The 20,682-nt window shown below is 55.8% G+C and carries 13 protein-coding genes and 2 tRNA genes; 7 read left to right on the plus strand and 8 right to left on the minus strand.

All coding sequences use genetic code 11. From position 1 onward, the window contains the following. Positions 1–376 precede the first annotated feature (376 nt). Positions 377–1,054: a zinc metalloprotease gene (locus PSUM_RS19525; protein WP_042955514.1), complete on the plus strand. Its 678-nt coding sequence runs from the start codon at positions 377–379 to the stop codon at positions 1,052–1,054. A gap of 84 nt (positions 1,055–1,138) precedes the next feature. Here PSUM_RS19525 and PSUM_RS19530 read toward each other — a convergent pair. Continuing rightward, positions 1,139–1,213: transfer RNA gene (locus PSUM_RS19530), tRNA-Leu, on the minus strand. A gap of 16 nt (positions 1,214–1,229) precedes the next feature. Between PSUM_RS19530 and PSUM_RS19535 the strand changes: the two genes are divergently transcribed. The 6 genes from PSUM_RS19535 to PSUM_RS19560 all read left to right on the plus strand — a co-directional run bounded on the left by PSUM_RS19535 (position 1,230) and on the right by PSUM_RS19560 (position 6,371). Continuing rightward, positions 1,230–2,657 carry a tyrosine-type recombinase/integrase gene (locus PSUM_RS19535; RefSeq protein ID WP_197677865.1) on the plus strand — a complete coding sequence of 476 codons (1,428 nt, stop codon included), beginning with the start codon at positions 1,230–1,232 and terminating at the stop codon, positions 2,655–2,657. Further along, positions 2,654–3,085 (plus strand): hypothetical protein, encoded by a 432-nt coding sequence (locus PSUM_RS19540; RefSeq protein ID WP_083349823.1) that lies wholly within the window; start codon positions 2,654–2,656, stop codon positions 3,083–3,085. The genes PSUM_RS19535 and PSUM_RS19540 overlap by 4 nt, the downstream gene beginning before the upstream one ends. Positions 3,086–3,231: 146 nt before the next feature. Further along, entirely contained in the window at positions 3,232–3,450 is a 219-nt protein-coding gene (locus PSUM_RS19545; RefSeq protein WP_083349822.1) for a helix-turn-helix transcriptional regulator, read from the plus strand. A 336-nt stretch (positions 3,451–3,786) separates the two neighbouring features. Beyond that, a complete protein-coding gene (locus tag PSUM_RS31735; RefSeq protein WP_083349821.1) occupies positions 3,787–4,233 on the plus strand; it encodes a hypothetical protein in 447 nt (148 codons plus the stop codon). 241 nt (positions 4,234–4,474) lie between these two features. Beyond that, positions 4,475–5,041, plus strand: a complete 567-nt coding sequence (locus tag PSUM_RS19555) for a hypothetical protein (RefSeq protein ID WP_083349820.1) — start codon at positions 4,475–4,477, stop codon at positions 5,039–5,041. Positions 5,042–5,147: 106 nt separating this feature from the next. Further along, positions 5,148–6,371: a tyrosine-type recombinase/integrase gene (locus tag PSUM_RS19560; protein ID WP_083349819.1), complete on the plus strand. Its 1,224-nt coding sequence runs from the start codon at positions 5,148–5,150 to the stop codon at positions 6,369–6,371. Between the two features lie 694 nt (positions 6,372–7,065). On the opposite strand, the gene PSUM_RS19565 is transcribed toward PSUM_RS19560, so the two are convergent. The 7 genes from PSUM_RS19565 to rpoD form a co-directional block, all read right to left on the minus strand. Further along, a complete protein-coding gene (locus tag PSUM_RS19565; RefSeq protein ID WP_083349818.1) occupies positions 7,066–8,688 on the minus strand; it encodes a type I restriction-modification system subunit M in 1,623 nt (540 codons plus the stop codon). Then, complete coding sequence (locus PSUM_RS19570) at positions 8,685–9,818, minus strand: AAA family ATPase (RefSeq protein ID WP_083349817.1); 1,134 nt, start codon at positions 9,816–9,818, stop codon at positions 8,685–8,687. Before PSUM_RS19570 ends, PSUM_RS19565 begins: the two co-directional genes overlap by 4 nt. Then, positions 9,815–11,113 carry a restriction endonuclease subunit S gene (locus PSUM_RS19575; RefSeq protein WP_083349816.1) on the minus strand — a complete coding sequence of 433 codons (1,299 nt, stop codon included), beginning with the start codon at positions 11,111–11,113 and terminating at the stop codon, positions 9,815–9,817. Before PSUM_RS19575 ends, PSUM_RS19570 begins: the two co-directional genes overlap by 4 nt. After that, a complete protein-coding gene (locus PSUM_RS19580) occupies positions 11,103–14,141 on the minus strand; it encodes a type I restriction endonuclease subunit R (RefSeq protein WP_093935796.1) in 3,039 nt (1,012 codons plus the stop codon). Before PSUM_RS19580 ends, PSUM_RS19575 begins: the two co-directional genes overlap by 11 nt. A 718-nt stretch (positions 14,142–14,859) precedes the next feature. After that, positions 14,860–14,936 (minus strand) — tRNA-Ile (locus tag PSUM_RS19585). 13 nt (positions 14,937–14,949) lie between these two features. After that, the gene (locus PSUM_RS19590) at positions 14,950–18,696 is read right to left on the minus strand and encodes a bifunctional diguanylate cyclase/phosphodiesterase (protein ID WP_020798825.1); all 3,747 of its coding nucleotides are present in this window, start codon (positions 18,694–18,696) and stop codon (positions 14,950–14,952) included. Positions 18,697–18,816: 120 nt separating this feature from the next. Continuing rightward, positions 18,817–20,664, minus strand: a complete 1,848-nt coding sequence (gene rpoD, locus PSUM_RS19595) for an RNA polymerase sigma factor RpoD (protein WP_020798824.1) — start codon at positions 20,662–20,664, stop codon at positions 18,817–18,819. Positions 20,665–20,682 lie beyond the last annotated feature (18 nt).

The raw sequence follows: 20,682 nt of genomic DNA on the forward strand, positions 1-20,682 counted from the left end.
TCACAAACCGTAGGAGCGAGGCTTGCCCGCGAAGAACGATAACTCGGCAATTCAGGCAAGCTGACTGAACCCTCCCACGAAAAAGCCGCGCAATGTCGCGGCTTTTTCGTGGGCGCTAATTGGGAGGGAAAAAAGAAACGCCATTTCAGGTCGTGTCTGACATACACGGCGGGGTCCACTTGCCTATCATTGATTTTTCCGTGGCGCTGGATCGCGGAGAGGTTTGTGAAGGTGCCAAGGGGCTGCTGGAGAACATCTGGCGAACGGTGGTTCGATTCGGGTTTTGATGATTGACCCTGGACCCCCATTGGGTCTGTGATGTATGACAAATCGAAAAGGAACGCTCAATTGAGGCCGTGGCGCGAGGGGACAGGTCATGACGAAGAAGTTGCCGCCCGCTGTAAGGGATCACGCCTGGCAGATCGCACATCACGAAATGGGCCACTACGTCGTGGCCCGTGCCTTGGGTTTTGCCACGGGCAGCGTGAACCTGACGGTGACCATGGACTTGCGGCACCAAGGCGGGGCGTCCATCAGCCTGGTGCGGTCCATTCCGTCGATAGACGCCATGAAGCAACATCTGGAGGCCCGGATGATGGTCCTCCTGGCTGGCGCGATGGCGCAGACCCTGCCTTTAAAAAAATCAGCCGGGCAGCGCGTCGACAGGTTGAAAGCGACAGCCATCCTTAAAGGCGAGCAGGGCGCACATCAGGATTACGCAAAGATCCGGGAGTTGCAGCACCTGCTGCGCAATATCCTCTACCCCGAGACCGATCCGGCTTCATCCGAGCGTATAACGGCTGAGCTTAAAATGCTGACGGATCGCGTGTGGCAGCGAACTCAAGACATCGTGGAAGAACTGTCTGGGATCATTGCCGAATTGGCAGCGGTCTTGGTTGACGGCATGGTTATCGTGGAGCAGTGGGGACGGGCGGCGGATACGTATGAGGTTGTGTACACCGGGCCAACGTTGGAGCGGCTGCGGGCAGTGCAAGCCATTCCGTCAATGACAATTGGAGGCCCCGAAAGGTCGGAGCGTGTATTTAATAGATGAGCCGCCGATGGTCCTTGAAGTTCGTCGCCGCTCAATCGGACCCTTCAGAAACGCAAAAGCCGCGCATTGCGCGGCTTTCTTGTTTGGTGGGCCCACACGGACTTGAACCGTGGACCAAAGGATTATGAGTCCTGCCAAATGGCTATCCCAAAATATCCCGAAACGTTGATAGAATATGGCTTTAAGTCCAGTAATCTATGGGCTTTACCATTCGCCTTTGTTGATCTGTTTACCGATCTATCCTGGCCGGATGCTTACAAAGTGCTTACAAAGATTTGGGGGTGTTATGGGGCAGAAAAAGCGATTCGGGCTGACGGTCAAGCGTATCAATGACCTGATGCCGCCAGCCGCTGTCGGTGGTCAGGATTTCTACTGGAGCGCCGATCAGGCAGGGTTGGCTGTCCGCGTGACTGCAGGCAAGAAGGCATTCATCTGGCAAGGCCGCTATCTGGGCAAGGTTGTTCGGATCACCATTGGTGACTGGCCGGGTAAGAGCATCGGCGATGCCGAGAAGGTGGCTCGCACGTTCCAGGCCGAGCTGGATCAAGGCCGCGATCCCCGGCAACTGAAGAAAGACAACGAGGCCGCTGCCGCTGCTGCGGTTGAGCAGGCCCGCTTGGAGATTGTCACGCTGGCCGATGGTTGGGCCGACTACCTTGCCGATCGCCGTTCGCATTGGGGCGATGCTCATTACCAAGACCATGTGAATCTGGCCAAAGCCGGTGGCGAAAAGCGCAAGCGCGGTGCCGGCGAAACGGTCGCCGGTCCTCTGCACTCTCTGATGGGGTTGCCGTTATCGGCGCTGAGTGGCGAGGCACTGGAGCGCTGGGCAGCACAGGAAGGCGCAACAAGGCCAACTCGCGCAAGGTTGGCCATGCGTTGCCTCAAGGCATTCCTGCGCTGGGCCGCTGATGAGCCAAAGTATCGGGCCGTGGTGGCTGGCGATCAGGCCATCACCAAACGCGCCAAAGATCGTTTGGGGCGTGCCGAGGCAAAGCAGGGCTGCCTGCTGAAGGAACAACTGCCAGCGTGGTTTGCTGCTGTGCGTGGCATCGACAACATCGTTATCAGTGCCTACCTGCAAACGCTGCTGCTGATTGGTTCGCGCCCAGGCGAACTGCTGGCCTTGAAGTGGTCGGACATTGATTGGAAGTGGCACAGCCTGACCATCCGCGACAAGGATGCCAGCAAGGGAGGCCGTGACGGCACTCGAACAATTCCGATGACGCCCTATGTCGAACGCCTACTGAGTGATCTGCCTCGGCGCAATCAATGGGTGTTCTCAAGCCCTGCCAGCACGACTGGGCGCATATCCGAAGCCAACCACGCGCTTGACCGAGCCTGTGCTGTTGCCGGTGTGTCGGTCACACCGCATGACCTGCGCCGCTCGTTTGTGAGTCTGTCTGAGTGGCTGGAGTTGCCGTCTGGAGTTATTGCTCAAATAGGAGGCCACAAGCCAAGCGCTACTCAGGAGCGACACTACAAGGTGCGCCCGTTGGACCTGCTGCGCCTTCATCATGAGCGGTTCGAAACGTGGATGTTGGAGCAGGCACGGCTACCAGTACCGATGAGTGATGGCCACCGCTTGAGGGCTGTGCAATGACTGACAATGAACAAACCATCATGATGATGGTACGGCAGGAAGATAATTTTGACGGTGTTGAGTTGCAGTTGCCACTTAGGGGTAAAGGAGAGCTACACGAGCACTATATGCCCTTCCGGTCAATCGAGGGTTTATCTGTGTTGTATGAGTCGGTCTGTGAGCAAATGCTCGACGGCGAGGTTGTTAACCAGGAAGACAGCAAAGCGATGCAGGTGCTCATGGATACGCTGATTTATTCTAAGGACGGGGAGAAATTGCTGAAAGCGCTTCGGGCGTATCGAAGTTGGCAGGGTAAGTCGATCGATCGGATCTTCAAGGGCGAAGCAGTGATGCAAAAGTTAGCCAGTGCAGGTCCTGATGACAAAAATTTAGCCACTCTTCAGCGGCAAAGCAGGCGAATCAAGCAGAGTTTGAAGAACAAATCATAACGACCCATAGCCCAGGGTACTTGTCAAACAGGTAGCGGACACCTACCCCAGGGCACTTGTCCGCTACCTTGTGGACCTGAATGTTTTGGTGCGGATAATGATGAACCCGAGGGCCGGACAAACCGGCTAGCCATCGGGAGCAGCATATGGACACCTTTCAAACTCTGGATGCAATCGACCGTCCAACGCTGACAACGGCCGAAGCCGCGCACTTTCTCAACCGCAAACAGCAAACCCTGCGTAACTGGGCCGTTCGCAATGATGGGCCGGTGAAGTGCGTTCGCATTGGTGGCCGCCTTGCATGGCCAACTGCTGAGGTTCGCGCACTGCTGGACATAGTTCGCCCAACTAAATCAGTCGCATAAAAAAGCCGGACATAGGCGCGTCCGGCTGTGCCAATCACTCCCGCCAAGCAGTGGTAAGCACGCTGATTGTCGCACTCGGTCTGGCCTTCGACAAACCATTCGGGGGCGACCCTCATGAGTATCAAAAATGAGCTTCAGGACCATTGCTTGCCGCTCACTGGTGAGATGGTTCCTGACGGAAAGATTCATCGACTCCACGCTCCCGGTGATGAGCCAGGACGCGATAGCGGCTGGTACTTACTTCATCATACCGGCGAAGGTTTTTTCACTTCGTGGCACCCGCACAGCACTGTTATTTGGCATGGCTCCAGTCGTCGCGGCGGGAGGGACTGAGCTATGGCGCGTGCGCGCAACATTAAGCCCGGTTTCTTCAAGAACGAGATGTTGGCCGAACTCGCCGCCTTTGACCGTCTACTTTTCATCGGTCTGTGGTGCCTTGCCGACCGAGAGGGGCGCATCGAGGACCGTCCGAAGCGGATCAAGATGGAGCTGTTTCCCTGTGATGACTACTCAGTTGAGCAGGGGCTTGCGGCGCTGGAGCAGGCGGGATTTATCGAGCGATTTATCGTCGCCGGTTGGGCAGTCATTGAGGTGTTGAACTTCGCCAAACATCAGAGCCCACACGGGACTGAAAAGGACGGCGCGCTGCCGGACAGGCATGGTGAATTAACTATCCATGAACGCAAAAAGAACGGTTGTGTCACGGGGAAGAAACGGAAGGTCCACGTTAATCCACCGTTAGATAGCGTTAATCCATCTTTAGAAAACGCCCTGATTCACTGATTCACTGATTCACCGATTCACCGATTCACCGATTCACCGATTCACCGATTCCTGATTTAGCCCTCACCCCCGCTCTTGCTCTTGCTCTGCCTAATGATCGAAAGATCATTGACTTTGATTTTTAGCCCGAGTGGGGCCCCGCTCGCGGGGTCGAGGGCTTGGTGAAAAGCATCAAGCTGCGCCATGCCAGGGTGATTTTCCGTCAACGACGACTGGCGGGCCGTGAACTATGGGAGTGTGTATGACAGCTGGCTATGAATGGGCTAGGACGGTGGTTGGGGACCTTCTGGATGGATTCGACGGTGATTCGGTGGCAGCGGTGCTCGGCCTGATGGCACTCGGTTACGGCCAGCCGGTGCCGGTACTGCTGCGAGCGCAATGGTCTGATTTCGACTTACAGGCTTGTGCCTGGTGGGTCGGTGGCGAGGCGTTGCCGCTGACCGCGCCTTTCGTGGTGCTTCTGAAGCGCTATCAGCTCTGCTGTGCTGGGCGGGGTGATCGCTTGTTCGTAGGGCGTAGGGGCGAATCACTGGGTAAGGCTGAAGCTAACGCCAGGGTGCGCGAGCTACTGCGCGAGTTCTTCAATCTGGGAGACCTGTGCGCAATGGTCATGCGAGTGTGTCCAGACCTGGGCACGGCTGAATGGCGAGCGGAGCACTTGTGTGAATACGTCAAGTTAGGCGCGACGGCTGAGCAAGTAGAGGCGTTGAGGTGTGAGTTTGACGGTCGCCTGTGCTGCCTGGTGGAAGGTTGGCACAGTGTCCTGTGTGTGGCGGCTGTGATGTCGGCGCGTGGCTTTACGTGCTGATCGACGGCTTCGCCGTGGTGGTTGATGTCGGCTTCGTCGTGGTGGTCGATGACGGCTTCGTCATGGTGATCGAAATCGATCTGGTGGTCATTCTTTGCGGAGGTCCATGATGGGTGAGACGCGATATATCGATTTCAGTGACGCAGCGATTCGGGCCGAGGCCAAGGATGAATACGTCCGCGACCTGCGCGACCAGCGCTACCCGGATATGCGGTTCCGTTTTCTAAAGGATCGGCGGCGCGGTGCGTGGTACATGGTGCACGATGGCAAGTGGCAGAAGGTGGCTGACTGGCCTCGCTGTGGCTGCAAGGAGATGGAGGCGCGGATGTCGTCGCTGATGTTACTGCGTGCTGGAGGTGCTCAACCTGACGCCAGGTTGCGCGCTCTGTATACGGTGGCTGACGTGGTGTCGTGGTATCTGGAGCGACATTTGAACACGGCCACGGTATCGAAGGCGCGCAAGGCCAGTTGCCGGTCGCTTGCCAAGAATTGGATTCTCCCACGGCTGGTGGGTATGCCGGTGGATCAGTTGAACACGGCCACACTTGATCAGCTATTGATTCAACCGATGCAAGCGTTGGTAGCCCCGGCCACGGTGTGCAATGCCTATCGGGTGTTGAATGCGGCGTTTCGCACGTCCAAGCGTCTGGGGTTGCTGAACGTCAATCCTCTGGCTGACGTCAGGTTCACCGATTTCGGGCTGGGCCGCATACGGCCGAAGGGGGCACGGTTGTTTCCGCGTGACGTTGGTTGGGTGATGGATCTACTGGCGCAGCGCCTGCTGAAGTCGCCGGGGCCTTGTCTGTTGGCGCTGCTGATGCTCTGTCACGGTACGCGGATCGGCGAGACGCGGCAGGCGCGCTGGGACCATTTTGACTTGGATACTGGCTGGTGGGTCATTCCGGCTGAGCTGACCAAGACGCGAATGCGGCTTGAGCTGCCGCTGACACCTACGGTGGTGGCTGTGCTGCGTTGGTACAAGGATCAGCAATCCAGCAAGCCGAGCGTATATCTGTTTCCAGGTGGTCACGGTCACGCGCTGACAGGGCCGGGGGCATCGTTGGCGATTGCCGCTCTGAGCGCTGGTGACTGGTCAAGCCACGACCTGCGCAAGCTGGCGCGGGTCGGATGGCAGCATCTGAATGTCAACTATGTGATTGCCGAGCAGTTGCTGAATCATGCGATGCCGGGATTGACCGAAACCTATGTGCAGGGTGACCTGTCGGCGCTGAAGCGGCAGGCGCTGGAGGACTGGCAGGGTGTCGGTGCGGGTGGTGTGGATGGGCTGGATTTGTCGCGGCGCTTCGGCTTTATAGTTAATCCGGTCTAATTTTCCTGATCCTGCCAACGCGCGTGCTAGATAATCTGCGCGCCTATAGCCGCGTTTACCCGGTAAAAGTGCGTATGTTTATGGATAAAACAGGGCCGTTGGAAAAAAGAATAGCTGCGAGATGTTTTCGGGGTAAGGCGTGAAAGCTGGGATTTAGAGGGGTTGCATGGTGTTGACCGGGATTGGCTTATCAGTCTGAGGTGTTCGAATGTCAAATCCACTATGACGCGCTCTAGTGCGTGCCCTTGCGGGCTGCGCGTGTACCTGGCGGGTATGGGATCGGTAACAGTGGGCATGAGCACGGTGCGTTAAAAAAGTTTACCAGATAGCATAACAACCGGTAAATCAGTGGGTTGCAAAGGGAAAGTCGGGGGAGAGGTGCCTGCAAATAGGAGCATCGACGTGGAAAGGACCTTTGACCTGGTGCTGATGGCCAACGGTCAATGCATTGGGCCGTAGTTCTGATTTGATTGCTCAAAACCTGTTGGATCGCCCCTGGTTTGGTTGACATCATTGAACCCAGCTTTTGGCCGATTGTTGCCTGTCACGAAAGTCAGTGGTAGGCCAAAAGCGGCCGGTCTGCCCTATAAATAAATCGCCCCCTTTTCATCTTTCAGTAATGTATAGACGCATAACAAGGCATTGCTGTCCGTGCAGAGCCTTGTTATACGGTCTCATTAAATCGCTTTGTGGTTCACACTAACGGTGGCAGTCCCAGCTCTTTGAGGAAGGCATTGTGTTTGTCCCGTGCTTCCCGAATGTTTTTTTCCAGTGTGACCAGTTCGGTATTCACGGTTTGTAAATCAATCTCTGTCTCTGCGCTTGCCGTGCTGATGTAACGAGAAATATTCAGGTTGTAGCTGTTCTTCTCGATCTCCTCCATCTCTACCCGGCGGGCATAGTTAGGCTCCTCTTTGCGGAACTGGTACGTTTCGATGATCTTGGCGATGTTCTCATCGGTCAGTTGGTTCTGGCGTTTACCTTTGATGAAGTGTTCAGCCGCGTTGATGAACAACACATCGTCCGGTTGCTTGCACTTTTTGAGCACGAGAATGCATACCGGAATACCTGTTGAATAAAACAGGTTGGAGGGCAAGCCGATCACTGTGTCGATGTGGCCGTCTTTTAGCAGCTTGGTGCGGATGCGCTCCTCCGCGCCGCCTCGGAACAGAACGCCGTGGGGCAGGATGATGGCCATCACGCCCTCGTCTTTCAAAAAGTGAAAGCCGTGCAGCAGAAAGGCAAAGTCGGCAGCCGATTTAGGGGCCAAACCGTGATTTTTGAAGCGCACGTCATCGGCTATGGCTTCTGTCGGCTCCCAGCGGTAGCTGAAGGGCGGGTTGGCGACGATGGCATCGAACGTAGATTTTTTAGCGGGGTTCAGCTCGCGCAGAATGTCCCAGTCGTTGCTCAAGGTGTCGCCGTGGTAAATCTCGAACTCGGTGTCCTTCACCCCATGCAGCAACATGTTCATGCGGGCCAAGTTATAGGTGGTGATGTTCTTTTCCTGGCCGTAAATTTTGCCAATACCATGCGGCCCCATGCGCTTGCGCACGTTAAGCAGAAGCGAGCCAGAGCCGCAGGCGAAATCCAGTACGCTTTCCAGGCGCTTTTTGAGGCCTGTTTCTGGGGCTTGACTGTCGAGTGTGACAATGGCGGAAAGGATGTCGGAAATCTGTTGGGGCGTGTAGAACTCACCCGCCTTCTTGCCGGAACCGGCGGCAAACTGGCCGATCAGGTATTCGTAGGCATCTCCCAGTGCATCAATGTCTGTGGAGAAGTCCGCCAGACCCTCAGCGATCTTCTGGATGATGATGCAGAGCTTGGTGTTGCGCTCCGAATAGCTCCTGCCCAGCTTGGGGGAACCCAGATCGATTTCCGAGAAAAGGCCTTGGAAGGTGCTTTCAAAGGATTCGGTTTCGATGTATTTAAAGCCCGCTTGCAGCGTAGTGAGCAGTTCATCATCCTGGGTGCGGGCCATATTGGCGATGCTTTTCCAGAGGTGTGCCGGCTCAATGACGTAATGCACCTTGCGGCGCATTTGCTTCTCAAAGGCCGGGATGTCCGCTTTGTTCTCCTCATACCAGACTTGCAGTGGAGTCGAGGCCCCCGTTCTTAGCAAAACGTCAATGGGCAATTCTGGATAGTCTTTTCCAAGCTCCTTCTTGGCCGCGATCTCATAGTTGTCCGAGAGGTAGCGAAGGAAAAGGAAGGACAGCATGTAGTCGCGGAAATCATCCGCATCCATAGCTCCGCGCAATTGATCGGCAATCGCCCAAAGGGTTTGGCCAAGTTGTTTTCTACTGGTGTCGTTCATGGTGTGCCTGCGGGTGCGGGTGCGAGAACTAGTGCGGGCGCTGGAGCGTGCAGCACAAAGTTATACTTTTCCTTGAGGCCTATGAATATCTTGTCAAACGTCTTCAAGTTATCGGGCACCACTTCATCAGACTCGAAATAGTAAACTTTCTTGTGCGAGAGCGTGTTGACGATGGTTGCTACTTCGTCAGCATCCTCGATTCCTATCTGCTTGAGGACATAACCAAACTGTCCCACCCCGAGGAACGATGCAACGTTTTCCAGGACCTGACGAAGCAGTGCGAAGTGATAGGACTTCACTTCACCTGCAGCGTGCGCCTGCTCCAAAACTTGAAGAAGGCGGAGGTGGTAGAGAAAGACATCCTTGCGGCAGTTCTCCAGTGAAATTTCACCGCTCTTTGAGCTGAGAGTGCAAACTCGCGCCTTGCCTTTGAATTTAGAAGCCTTCTCACCCTTCATCAACCAGTCTGACAATACTGAAAAAAAACCGATGTGATGGGTGGTGATGACGAATTTCCGCTCTTTATAGTGCTCTTCAATCAAGTCAAAGAGGGTTGAAGCCGTAATAAATATATTGTGGTCGTCCAGGCTTGAAACTGGATCGTCAATAAAGAAGTGGGAAGACTGCTTGTCTGCCCATCCCTCGACCTCGAAAAGGGCGAGGAAAAAGCACCAAACGAAAATCCTTTCTTCGCCCCGTGAAATTTTGCGCGCTACCTTTGAAATATTGTTTGGATCTTCCGGGTCGGCGACCTCATCAAAGAACAGCACAGACTTGATCCCATCTTCAGGGTTATCGTGAGGGATGAAGTCAAACCTGTAATCGGGCCGGAATCTGTTCAGCTTGTTGCGGATGTCGTCTTCCGAGAGCGAGCTGTGAAAGCGGTTCAAGCTACTCTTTTGAATATCTAGCTGGACGTTTGCCTCACCGTTTTCAGAATCGTTGTCCCAAGTAAAAAGATCTTCGCTGTAAGCGTTGTAATAGACACCAGCATGAGTGCCATCTTCGCTCTTGGTGGCGTCTTTGAAGGCAACGGACAATCTTGTCTTTCCGGTCGCGTTGAAGGCGTAGATGAGCACGATCTGCTCCTTAGCCTCCGCAAGCTCCTTGGCGATTATTGCGTGATTCATGCCACCTTCTCTTGAGTCGGGAAAAGTTGCTGCATAAGCCCTTTCTTGTGTGACTTAAGGGCTTCGTGCTTTTGGATTTGTGCGGCGATCAGGTCGTCGAGTCTGGTGAGGCACAAGGCGATGCGTTGTTGTTCGGCTTTGTCTTTCGGAAAGCCGAACGGGAGAGTTCGGATGAGTCCTTGACTCAAACTGCCCTGTCCAGCAGTGTTGCTCAGTGCTCGAATCTCTTCGTAGCGGCTACACAAATTCAGAAAAGTGAAGTTCGGAATCACGACCTCAGTAGGTAGGATTGCGGCACAGTTCTGGTTGGTCGACGCTTCGCAGTCGAGTAATGCGACTTTTCCGCGAGTCTTTCCTTGTCCAATCAGCGCGACCAACACTGTATGTTTGGGAAATATCTTCGCCGAAGAGTTTTTTAAACCTTCATTAGTAATAAATTCTTCCGCGCAGCTAATGACATTGAAATCTACTAGGGATGTTGTTACCCACGGAATTGAGCCATTCCAATACTCCGGTTTCGAACGCTCTGGCGTCCCCCCTGCCGACGTCTCGAAAATATCTCCAATCGTCTTTATCTCCCACTCTCCGGTTTTTTGAAATTCGGGGAAACGAAGTCGGGGTCGGGTTTCGCCTTCGCGGAGGAACAACTGCTGCATCAGCGCTTGTTTATAGGTCTTGAGTGCATACACTTTGCGAGCTTGCGCGGCGATCAGCTCGTCTAGTGAACTTAGGCAGGCAGCGATTTTTTGTTGCTCAGCGGGTGACGATACAGGCAGAGGCATTGCCATAAAGTCGTCGCTTGATATGGCCATCCTGTCGTGGCGTGCACCAGTGCTAGATGCGCGTCGCATGTAGGTATGCCAGCCGGTAGTCTTGAAAAAGTGCTCGTAAAATTCGTTCATGTCGTCTTTGAATTTAAAGACTGTATACAGCGGGGACATTACTCCCGTGCCAATTTTATTCTTTGATATGGGGCCTACGGGCGCTGTTGAAGATGTGCGTGGGTTGTAGACGTAGCTGCCAAGCTCAACAACAAAATAGCCCTCAAGCTTTCCTTGCGTTGCGATGTCCTTATCAAAAAAATCTCGCTGATCTACTACGCCAAACTCAGCAGAGTTGGTCAGTACGCGATCAATCTGTTCGTCTCGATTTTTTTGTTTAGCTCGAATCGCCAAACGGTTTAGAGGTACAAAATGCCACCCCGCCGCCTCCCGAAACTCCGGAAAGCGCAGCTTCGGCACTCGCGCTGGCGTGGTGTCATCCACCGCGCTGTTGGTTGTTGTTTCACTGCTCATACGCACTCAGTCCTGAAATTTCGCGGCCTTGGGCGCGTTTTATAAGTAAGCCGTGCAGCTCTTTCATCAGCGCCAGTTCGGCCTGGGCGCGTGCTTTCCAACCGAGGTCGAGTGGCGCCATCAGGTCATTGAGCTGTTCGCCGTCGAAGATCATGCGTTGCAGAATGCCATCCACAAAGTCTTGCAAGGCGGCTGGGGCCAGCTGGTGTTTGTTTGCAATATCAGCGAGTTCGGCGGCGTCTTTGTGTTGCTTGAAGCGTCTATAGCCGTCACGGATCGCGGTTTCGCTCAGGCCCTCGCCGGCCCTGAGCGTGGCGATATAGGCTGCAATGTCGTCGCGCTCGTTCATAAACTTGGCATCGGCTTGGATCAAGCCAATAAGCTGATCGCGACTCATCTTTTGCTTGCTGGGTTCTTGCTGCGAGAAGCGCGACATCAGCCCTACGATGTAGTCATAGTCAATAATGGCAGAAGCGAAGAGCACGAACTCGAAATCGAGTTGATCCACTGCGTCGGTTTTGCCATCCGCGTTTTTACCGCTCTTACCTTGTTGGGCTTTGAGGCGCTGGGCCGTTTCCAGATAAGCACCGCGAAAGCCCAGCAGGCTTTCCTTGGGCAGAATCTGTTCAATGGCGGCGGTGTTGTCTTCGGTGAGGTCGGTGTATTGGTCGAGCTGGGTTTTGAGGCGCTGCACTTCCTTGAAGTGGCTGATAAAAGCGGCACGGGCATCGTCGCCTTTCAGGTTATGCACGGCCTCCGGTGCGCAGGCCACGCCTTGTGATTGCATAAAATCATCTAGATTTTGTACGGCAGCCTGTAGTTTTTCAATCACCACGGGGGCTTTGTCCACCAGCCAAATTTCGCGGGCCTGTGGGCCGGAATTTTCACCAGAAAATAGGCTGACGGCTGCATCCACGGCGTCTTGCTGATGGCGGAAGTCGAGGATATTGCCGAACGGTTTTATCCCAGTAGGGCCCTTGTCTGGTGCCTGAGCACAACTGAGCACACGGTTGGTACGCGAGAAGGCCTGGATCAAACCGTGGTACTTGAGGTTTTTATCCACGTAGAGGGTGTTCAGGTATTTGGAGTCGAATCCGGTTAGCAGCATATCGACCACGATGGTGATGTCGATTTTCTGCGCATGCGGGTGGTCGGCATTTGGCCATTGTTGGTCTTTAATACGCTTTTGCACATCTTGGTAGTAGAGGTCGAACTCGCTGATGCCGTGGTTGGTGCCGTAGCAGCTGTTGTAGTCGGCCAAGATGGATTTCAGCGCCGCTTTTTTGCCTTCTGGATCTTCTTCGTTGTCCTGCTTTTCTTGCGGCAGGTCTTCCTGAATTTGTTTGACGTCCGCATTGCCTTCGGCAGGCGGCGAGAATACGCATGCAATATTCAGCGACTGGTAGTCAGAGTCGGCCAGTTGTTTGGCGTGTTGCAGTTCGGCAAACAGGCTATGGTATTCGATGGCGTCGTTGATGCTGGCTGTCGCCAAAATGGCATTGAAACGGCGCTGCGCGGTGGCCATGTCGTGTTTGGCGAGAATGGCTTCTACCACGGCTCGCTTGGCTAAGCCTTCCCCAGGCTTGGGTGTTTTCTTGCCTTCTGGTTTGAAGTAATCGATATGGAAGCGCAGCACGTTGGCGTCTTCAATCGCGTGGGTAATGGTGTAAGCGTGTAGCTGCTTTTGGAACAGCTCATCCGTGGTTTGGTAAGACGCCTGCTGGTCTTCCACTTTTACCCGTGAGGCGTTCTCTTCAAAAATGGGCGTGCCGGTAAAGCCAAACAGCTGGGCCTTGGGGAAGAATTCTTTGATGGCTTTGTGGTTATCCCCAAACTGGGAGCGGTGGCATTCATCGAAGATAAACACAATGCGTTTGTCGCGCAGTGGGGCCAACAGCTCTTTGTAGGTGGGCTGGTCGTTGCGTTGGCGCTGCTTGTTGCGTTTGCTGCTTTCATCCAGGGCGAGGCCGAGCTTCTGGATGGTGGTGACGATGACTTTATCGGCGTAGTCCTCGGACAGCAGCCTACGCACCAGTGCAGCGGTGTTAGTGTTTTCTTCGACGCAGCCTTCCTGGAACTTGTTGAATTCCTCACGGGTTTGGCGGTCGAGGTCTTTGCGGTCCACCACAAAGAGGCATTTCTCGATCTCCGGGTTGTCCTTGAGCAAGGTGGACGCTTTGAAAGATGTGAGTGTTTTGCCGCTACCGGTGGTGTGCCAGATATAGCCGTTGCCACAGTTTTGTTCGATGCAGTCGACAATGGCTTTGACGGCATAGACCTGATACGGGCGCATCATCATGAGCTTCTGCTCGCTCGCTATCAGCACCATGTAGCGGCTGATTGTTTGGCCAAGCGTGCATTTGACGAGGAAGGTCTCGGCGAAGCGGTCGAGGTAGGTAATCTTTTTATTCGCCTCGTCAGCAAACTGATAGATGGGCAGGAATCGCTCATCGGCGTTGAACGAGAAGTGACGGGCGTTATTGTTGGCAAAGTAGTAAGTGTTGTCGCGGTTGCTGACGATGAACATCTGCAGGAAGCAAAGCAAGGTTTTGGTGTAGCCGTTGCCGGGGTCGTTTTTGTATTCGACGATTTGTTCCATGGCGCGGCGGGGATTAATACCCAGCGTTTTCAACTCAACTTGAACGCACGGCACACCGTTGATGAGGATGAGCACATCGAAACGGTGGTGGCTGTTGTCGGTATTGATGCGGAGCTGATTGACCACCTCGAAGGTGTTTTTGCACCAGTCTTTGATATTGACCAGTGTGTAGTTCAGCGGCGTGCCGTCTTCGCGGGTGAAGGCGTTACGCTCGCGCAGGGTACGCGCCGCAGCAAACACATCAGGGGTAACGATCTCGTCGAGCAGGCGAGAAAATTCGCCATCAGTGAGGCAAACGCGGTTGAGGGCATCGAATTTCTCGCGAAAGTTGCGCTCTAGCGAGGCGCGGTCTCTGATGTCTGGGCGGTAGCTGTATTTGAGCTCAATCAGCTTGTCGATAAAGCCCTGTTCGATTATTTGCTCACTCATTGATGATGCTCTGCGATCTTCATATGGCCCGTAGTAAAACATGACTATTGTGAATCGCCACGTGTTAGCTGGAAAAGGTCTGCGTTCGTAGTTCTTAGGATTAATCGAGCTGCGCGATACCCATCATTTCTTTTTGCGGTTGCCGCGATTGCTGCCGATGGGACTCGCTGTGCTCAGTACATCCTACGGCGTACGTTTACCCCAAGCCCTGCTCACGCTGCGTTTTGATGCTGAATCCCTTGGCGCTCGGCCAGGGCTGTGTGGCATTTGTCCTAGTCGCCGTCGATTAGCCCTAACAGGGGGGGGTATCGCGACTCAGGCAGTGATTAAGCACATCTTTGTTGCGGGCGGCGACTGTCCAATCCTGGCCGGTTGCTGTCAGTCGTGACTGGAAGAAATTTGGCAGCTATTGCTACCTGAGTCGCCCGCCACCATCGATTCAGTCCAGGCCGTGCCGGTCTATCCGCCCGCTGAACGTGTCGGCGCGACGGTGAATGGGCCGACGGAGGCGGTAAAGCAGCTGGGGCGTTATCTGTTTGTTGCTATGGGCAATATTTGCCGACAAATGCGCTAGCCGCAGGTCCGATTTGATCGCGCAAGACCATCCGGCCAGGCCCTTGAGATGGGATTTTTACGCTGAATGCTTACAAAGTGCTTACAAAAGCGTCACAAACAAAAAAGGCCAACCGTAATGGTTGACCTAACTTGTTGATTTAATTGGTGGGCCCACACGGACTTGAACCGTGGACCAAAGGATTATGAGTCCTCTGCTCTAACCAACTGAGCTATAGGCCCCATTGGTCGCGGATTATAGCGATGGTTTCGCGGCTGTGCTATCCGAAAAATCCATTACTGCTGTACGAAGAAACGTCGCGGCGAATTCGTCAGGGGGCAGGGGCAGGCTGACGATGTAGCCTTGGATCTGCTCACAGCCTTCGGCAGCCAGGAATTGCTGCTGCGCCTGGGTTTCGACGCCTTCGGCGATGACCGTGAATTGCATGCTTCGACCGAGCGCGATAATGGCGCGCACGATAGCGGCGTCGTGGGGGTCGTCCGGCAAGCCGCGGACGAAGGACTGGTCGATCTTGAGTATGTCCAGCGGCAGGCGCTTGAGGTAACTCAGCGAGGAGTACCCGGTGCCGAAGTCGTCGATCGCCAATTGCACACCCAGATGCTTGAGTTGGTGCAGCACGGCGAGCGCTTCTTCGGCCTGGCTCATGATGAAGTTTTCGGTGATCTCCAGTTGCAGGCAACCGGGATTGAGGCGGTTGTCCTTGAGCAGTTGTTCGATTCGCCCCAAAAGATTCGGTTGGCGCAGCTGGGCACCGGCGAGGTTGACCGACAGTGGGCCGAGGCCTTCGTACATCTGGTTCCATTCGAACATCTGCCGGCAGGCGGTCTCGAGTACCCAGTCGCCTATCTGCAGGATCATGCCGTTTTCTTCGGCAAGTGAGATGAAGTGTTCGGGCGGCACTTCGCCGAAGGTCGGATGACGCCAGCGAATCAGCGCTTCGGCCCCCACCAGGCGATAGTCGTCGAGGCTGATCTTGGGTTGGTAGCACAGGTGCAGTTCATTGCGCTCGATGGCGCGTCGCAGTTCGTGCTCCAGCGCCACACGCTCGCTGGCTTGAGCGGTGAGGTCGCAGGTATAGCTTTCTACGCGGTTACGGCCTTTGGCCTTGGAGCGGTACATCGCTGCGTCGGCGTTTTTGATCAGCGTGGCTACGTCACTGCCATCCTTGGGGTAGAGGCTGGTGCCGATGCTGGAGCTGATGAAAAACTCATGCTCACCCGCCTGGAACGGCGCGGTAAAGCAATTGAGCAGCTTGGTGGCGATGTTGTCGGCGTCGCTGGGTTGCTGCAGGCCCGGGAGCAGGATGATGAATTCGTCGCCGCCCAGGCGCGCGACAGTGTCGATGTCTCGCAACTGCTCCTTGAGACGCACGGCAATCCCCTTGAGCAAAAGATCGCCGACCGGGTGACCGAGGCTGTCATTGATGTGTTTGAAACGGTCCAGATCCAGGAACAGCACTGCGCCCTGACCGCCGTTTTCCTTCTGGTGATTCAGCGCGTTGAGCAGGCGACTTTCGAACAACGTGCGGTTTGGCAGACCGGTCAGCGGGTCGTGGTGAGCCTGGTAGTCCAGTTTGGCCTGGGCGTGCTTGAGGCTGGAGATGTCGGCGAACACAGCCACGAAGTGCGTGATGAAGTTGTTACGATTTCGTACGGCGCTAATGGTCAACCAGCTGGGATAGAGTTCGCCATTTTTGCGTCGGTTGGAAATCTCGCCTTGCCAATGACCTTCGTCGGTCAGTTGATGCCACATGGCCGCGTAGAACGCACTGTCATGCAGGCCCGAGGCAAGCAGGCGCGGGGTGTGCCCCAGTGCTTCGCTTTCGCTGTAGCCGGTGATTTCGGTAAAGGCGCGGTTGACCGCACTGATGTGCTGCTGGGTATCGGTGATCAACACGCCCTCTGCGGTGCTCTCGAATACCGTCGCGGCCTGCTGCAGTTTTTCCTGCATCAGGTGGCGTTCGGTGATGTCCCGGGCGATGGTCAGCATGCAGTCGTCGTCACCGATCGGTAGCGGACGGCTGGAGACTTCGCAGAGGCGGATCTGCCCATCGCTGCGGCGGATATGGCAGCTGAAATCGCGGACGAAACCATCCCGGTGCAACAGGTCGAGCATTTGTTTGCGCTCGTTGAGGTTGACCCAGATCCCCAGGTCAAGGGCTGAGCGATCCACCGACATCGCGCTGTTGAAGCCGGTAATGCGGCTGAACCCCTCGTTGACCTCCAACAGCAGGCCATCGCTCTGGCGCGACAGCAGCAAGCCGTCGGGGGAGGCGTGGAAGGCCTTGGCGAACTTTTCTTCGGAGGTTTGCAGTTGTTGCTGGGTTTCCTTGAGCTGGGTGATGTCTCGCACCACGACGACCAGCGCCGGGGTGGTATCGAGGTCGAAGGGCTCGGCCGAGATCAGGCCGGTGAACACCTGGCCATTGCTGCGACGAAAGGGCATCTCCAGGTTTCGAATGCTGCCGGCCTGCAAGCGCTGCAGCAGCCCGGGCCCGACACCCGGAATACCCCAGATGTTCAAGTCGGTGGCAGTCTGGCCGATTACGTCTTCGGCCTTTAGGCCGATCTGTTCTTCGAACGCATCGTTGACCTCCAGCAGGCAACCGTCACTCAGGCGTGCGATCACCAGGATGTCTGGGCACTGCTGGAACACCGAGGCAAACTTCTGTTCAGACAAGCGCAGTGCTTCTTCGGTGCGTTTGGTCTCGCTGATGTCGATCATCAAGCCGCGCATCACCGGCTCATGACCGTGTTCGATCAGGCTGACGATGTCGCGGACCCAGATGCAACGACCGTCAGCGGTGATGACCCGGTAATCGAGAGTGTGGTCACGCCCGGCCAACACTTCGTGGTCGCAGAAACTCTGCGCGCGGGTGAGGTCGGCGGGGTGGATGATGTTGCGCCAGAAGCCTGGGATCAGCCAATGCGACAAGGGGTAACCGAGCAGGTCTTCGGCGTGGGGCGACACGTAGCTGTAGGTGAAGTCGCTCATCCGCGCTTCCCAGGCGATGGCCGAAAGGCTTTCCACCAGCCCGCGGTAGTGGTATTCGCTGCTGCGCAGTTCCTGCTCCAGGTTGACCCTGCGGGCGATTTCCGAGCTCAAGCGGCGGTTGACGCGGATCACGGCGGCGAGCACGGCGATCAGTAAAAGTAGCCCAGGCAAGCCGTAGACCAATAGATCGGACCAGAATGTTCGATGATCCAGTACGTTGCCGACCCAATGTTCCTGGATCGAACTGATTTCAGCAGGTGTCATGTCGGCGAGGACTTTATCCAGAATGCCGACCAGCATTTTGTTGTCACGGGGTACACCCATTGCCAACTGGTAGCGGTAGGGGGTTTCGCCGCTGACGTACAGCCCGTCGAGTTTGAGCTGGCGCAGACTCCAGACGCTGGAAGCGAGATCGCCTACCACGGCGTCTACTTCATCGGTAGCCAGCGCCTGTAAAGCGGAGCTGACATTGGGCATCGCCACCAGGTTCAAATCGGGATGGTGGGTGCGCAACAGTTCGTGAGGTGCGTAGTTTTCCACTACGGCGATTTTTAGCCCGTACAGGTCTTTGAGTTTGCGCGGTTGGGCGCCTCCGACGTGCGCCAGGATGACGATCGGGAAGTCCAGGTAGGGACGGGTGAATGACAGGTAGGCCTGGCGTTCCGGGGTCGACATGATGCCCGGCAAAAGGTCCAGCTTGCCTTGCTTGGCCTGGTCCAGTACTACCGTCCAGCTCACGGGCTCAATGGGCGTGAGCTTGATGGCCAGCCGCTGGCGAATACGGTCGATATAGTCTGCAGCAAGGCCCTGGTAACGCCCCTGGTCGTCGCGAAACTCAAAGGGCGGCCAGGATGCATCGACACCCAGGCGCAGGTCCGGATGGGCCGCCAGCCAGCTACGTTCTTCGTCAGTGAGAGTCAGCGCGCCAGCCGTTGCGGTCCAGGTCATCAGCGACAGCAAAAAACACACGGTCGGCAGTCTGGGCATAACGGTCTCGTTATGGCTCGGGGAATGTTTCGAGTGTAGACGGGCAAATTGGCGGGTGGGGTGGAGCGGGGGAATTATCTGCAAAAACAAAACCCCCGGCCTGGGCCGGGGGTTCTGGTATCACTCGTCGAGGAAGGAGCGCAGATGCTCGCTTCTCGTCGGATGGCGCAGCTTGCGCAACGCCTTGGCTTCGATCTGACGAATCCGTTCGCGGGTAACGTCGAACTGCTTACCAACTTCCTCGAGGGTGTGGTCGGTATTCATGTCGATACCGAAGCGCATGCGCAGTACCTTGGCTTCACGGGCAGTAAGGCCGGACAGCACTTCGCGAGTCGCTTCCTTAAGGCTCTCAACGGTTGCAACATCGATTGGCGACTGCATGGTCGAGTCTTCGATGAAGTCACCCAGATGGGAGTCTTCGTCATCACCGATCGGGGTTTCCATGGAGATCGGCTCTTTTGCAATCTTCAATACCTTGCGGATCTTGTCCTCAGGCATTTCCATGCGTTCACCCAGCTCTTCCGGGGTCGGTTCGCGACCCATTTCCTGCAACATCTGGCGGGAAATGCGGTTGAGCTTGTTGATCGTCTCGATCATGTGCACCGGAATACGGATGGTGCGGGCCTGGTCGGCGATCGAGCGAGTGATCGCCTGACGGATCCACCAGGTGGCATAAGTCGAGAATTTGTAGCCGCGGCGGTATTCGAACTTGTCTACCGCTTTCATCAGGCCGATGTTGCCTTCCTGGATCAGGTCGAGGAACTGCAGGCCACGGTTGGTGTACTTCTTGGCGATGGAGATCACCAGACGCAAGTTCGCTTCGACCATCTCTTTCTTCGCGCGGCGGGCCTTGGCCTCACCGATCGACATGCGACGGTTGATGTCCTTGATCTCGGCGATCGTCAAACCGGTTTCGGTTTCCAGCGCGGTCAGCTTCTGCTGGCAACGAATGATATCCGGCTGCACGCGACCGATGGCTTCAGCGTATTTGCTTTTGCCTTTGGCCAGTGCATCGCTCCAGCTTTCGTCGACTTCGTTGCCCGGGAACTGGCGCAGGAAGTCGGCACGCGGCATGCGTGCATCACGAACGCAGAGCTGCATGATTGCACGCTCTTGCTGGCGCAGACGATCCAGGGCACTGCGCACACGCTCGACCAGGCCTTCGAATTGCTTCGGAACCAGTTTGATCGGCATGAACAGGTCGGACAGGGCCAACAGCTCGGCAATCGCCAGCTTGTTGTGGCGACCGTGCTTTTTCAGCGCCTTGCGGGTGATTTCCATCTGATCGGCGACAGCACCAAAGCGCTGGGCGGCGATGATGGGATCCGGACCGCTTTCGGCTTCTTCTTCGTCATCGGAAGCTTCGGCGTCATCGTCGTCGGAATCGTCATCCGCTTTCGCGGTCTTGGTGTCGATCGGCGGCGGAACCTCCGCAGCAGGCGGCGCAATACCGTCGTCCGGGTCGATATAACCGCTCAGGACGTCGGACAGGCGGCCACCTTCGGTGGTAACGCGAGTGTATTCGGAGAGAATATGATCAACCGTGCCAGGGAAGTGCGCGATTGCGCTCATCACTTCACGGATACCCTCTTCAATACGCTTGGCGATTTCAATTTCGCCTTCACGCGTGAGGAGCTCGACCGTACCCATTTCGCGCATGTACATGCGCACTGGGTCAGTGGTGCGACCGATATCGGTCTCCACCGCTGCCAACGCGGCGGCGGCTTCTTCCGCAGCGGCCTCGTCGGTATCGGCGTCGGCCAACATAAGGGCGTCCGCATCCGGAGCACTCTCGTGTACGGGGATCCCCATGTCGTTAATCATGCGGATGATGTCTTCCACCTGCTCTGGATCTGAAATATCCTCGGGCAGGTGGTCGTTGACCTCGGCGTAAGTCAGATACTTCTGCTCACGACCCAGTTTGATCAACTCAATAATACGAGACTGCTGTTGCGCTTTTCCGGACATAACACCCTATCCACTGAA

The organism is Pseudomonas umsongensis, from assembly GCF_002236105.1.
GTDB classification, from domain to species: domain Bacteria; phylum Pseudomonadota; class Gammaproteobacteria; order Pseudomonadales; family Pseudomonadaceae; genus Aquipseudomonas; species Aquipseudomonas umsongensis.